The sequence below is a fragment of the Metamycoplasma neophronis genome (assembly GCF_006491995.1).
Classification (GTDB): Bacteria; Bacillota_I; Bacilli_A; order Mycoplasmatales; family Metamycoplasmataceae; genus Metamycoplasma; species Metamycoplasma neophronis.
In genome coordinates this window covers 1-3,095 of record NZ_VHHP01000016.1, presented here as the reverse complement: position 1 = coordinate 3,095, position 3,095 = coordinate 1, and the positions used below count along the sequence as shown (strand labels likewise).

Below are 3,095 nucleotides of genomic sequence, written 5' to 3'. Positions count from 1 at the left end.
TAAAACGACCTAGCTGTGGCCTGGTCGTTTTTTATTTTATTTAAAAAATAGTTAAATAAAATTACTATTGATACTAAAATCTAAAATTAAAGTTGAAGATAAAAAAATTATTAAAGTTATATTTACTTTAATAAAAGTTAATTTTTGCATATTAAAATAGAGTAATTTAAAGACTATTAAAAAATATGAAAAATTGCTAAAAATTATGCTTGTAGTTTTTGATATTTTATTTAATAGAGTTAAATATTTTTGCGTTTTTTAAATTTAATTTTTATTATTGATTAAGTTTGATCTTTCATTTTTTTATTTAGTTTAGTTTTTTATAAAAAAATATTGCTGGTTTTAATTTAGGAGCAGTGCTAATATCCGTTATTAATCAAATCATTAAATTATTTATCAACTACAAGAATTAGTGTTATTTTACATTTTAATTAGTAGTAAATGTTATTTTAGTAACTCAATAATGCAATAGGTTTTACTTAACGTGTAGTATAATATGTTCATATATAAAAAATATAAGGAAAAAAATAAATGGGAAATAAGAACAAAAATAAATTAAGTAAGAAACTTACGATTTTTGGAGTTTCTGCATTTTTAGCAGTTTCACCTGCTATTATGATTTCGTGTCAAAAAGAAAATCAAGACTATAAAGAAAATAGTCTAGACTATAAGACTCAAGCACTGAATTCATCATTAAATTTCACTAATTCAAATAGATTTTACAGTGATGAAGTGGAAAAACATATAAAATCTCAGCCAAGTGAGTTTTATGAATATGAATTTGCAAAAAATGAATATGAAAAACTGTTAAACAAAATAAACCAAAGTAATAAAGTTTTGAAAAAAGAATATGAAACATTTTCGAAAGCGATTGATAAATACCGCAAAGAAATTTTTAATGCTTATTATAAATGCAAAACTTTAGAAATTAAAAATAATTCTGAAGAAGATAAGTATAAAAAAGCTCAGAAAGATATTTTGCATGCAATTAAGACTGAAGTTGAATTCTTATTAAAGTCTAAAGCTTCGGAGTATCAAAAATATATTAAAACTGAATATGATAGGTATTTAGAATTTTTAAATGAAAGTAAAAAAAATATTAAAAACGGTATAACATTACCTTCTGATTATGAAAAAACTATTAACAACTTAAAATCTTCTTTAAAAATTTTAGATCAAAAACTTCAAGAAATTAAAACCTCTTTAAACGAAAGCCAATTAAACCAAATTGAAAAATTAATTGATTATATGTCAAATGATTATTCAAAAAAATATGTTGATGAATGAAGGCTATCATTTTTATTTTCTTCATGCCTTGATGAAGCCAACAAATTAAAAGAAAAACTGATGAAAAATGGCTCAATGAATCAAAATTTTTTCGAAATGAGTAAAAATGAAATCGAAAAAAATTATTTAGACATTGAAAACATTTTACTTAAACAAAAATATGACGAATATATCCAGCATCTTAGTTACACTCCAGTTAAATTAATAGAAAATAAGTTAGATTTTATAAAAAAGAATATAACCAATTTAAATTTATTTTATTCACCTACATTGAAAAAAGTAATCTTAACTAATACAAATAAACCTAGTGAAGAAGATTTAAATAACGAAGATTTAGCAATATTGGAATTAACTAATAATGATATTCCAAGATTTTCAAACTTAATTAGTCCTGACTCTTTATTGGCAGACGGGCATCTAAATAATGAATTAAAAACAATTATACAAAATGATAAATTAATCATTATTTTTCGTATAGGTTTTTTCAATCCTAAATTAAAAAGAAAAATCGTCGGTGGTAAAACATACTATTATGAAATATTTCTAACTGATGAAAGTAAGCTAAGAAATGAAGCAATAAGAAGGATTAAATACAGAAAAGGAAAAGTAGACGGTTTAGAATGAAAACTTAATAGTTGAGATGCCCAAAAATATGCTCGTGAAAACTATATAGACTTTCGAAATTCATATTATGTTCTAAGGAATAAAATTTTAAAAGATGAGGCGATTGATTTTGAGGGCGAATTAAATGCATTAAAAATTAAATTTACTGAAATAAATGAAGCTATTAAAGTTGCAAAAGCCGCCGAAGAAAAGGCTTCCCAAAAAGCAAAAAGAATTCAAGATAGAAAAGAAAAGCTAAATACCTTATTAGCTAAAGTCAATGAAGCTGAAGCTAAACAATATGCAAACGAAAAATACAGTGATTTCAAAAGCGCATATGATAATTTATTAAGCCAAGTTGAAGCTGATTCAGCTAATCAATTCGATGAAGAATTCAGTACTTTAGAAACTAAAGTTAGTGAATTAAATGAAGCTATCCAAGTTGCAAAAGCCGCCGAAGAAAAGGCTTCCCAAAAAGCAAAAAGAATTCAAGATAAAAAAGACAAACTAAATACCTTATTAGCCAAAGTTAATGAAGCTGAAGCTAAACAATATGCAAATGAAAAATATAGCGATTTCAAAAGCGCATATGATAATTTATTAAGCCAAGTTGAAGCTGATTCAGCTAATCAATTTGAGGAAGAATTCAGTACTTTAGAAACTAAAGTCAGTGAATTAAATGAAGCAATCAAAACTGCAAAAGACACTGAAGCTGCTCAAAAAGCAAAAAGAATTCAAGATAGAAAAGAAAAACTAAATACCTTATTAGCAAAAGTCAATGAAGCTGAAGCTAAACAATATGCAAACGAAAAATACAGTGATTTCAAAATTGCATACGATAATTTATTAAGCCAAGTTGAAGCTGATTCAGCTAATGAATTCGATCAAGAATTCAGTACTTTAGAAACCAAAGTCAGTGAATTAAATGAAGCAATCAAAACTGCAAAAGACACTGAAGCTGCTCAAAAGGCAAAAAGAATTCAAGATAGAAAAGAAAAACTAAATACCTTATTAGCTAAAGTCAATGAAGCTGAAGCTAAACAATATGCAAACGAAAAATACAGTGATTTCAAAATTGCATACGATAATTTATTAAGCCAAGTTGAAGCTGATTCAGCTAATGAATTCGATCAAGAATTCAGTACTTTAGAAACCAAAGTCAGTGAATTAAATGAAGCAATCAAAACTGCAAAAGACACTGAAGC

The 3,095-nt window shown here is 25.4% G+C and carries 1 protein-coding gene; it reads left to right on the top strand.

What is annotated here, in order from left to right:
• Window positions 1–531 precede the first annotated feature (531 nt).
• On the top strand, window positions 532–3,095 hold a 2,564-nt coding region (locus FJR74_RS08280), incomplete at its 3' end, for a hypothetical protein (protein WP_140915060.1).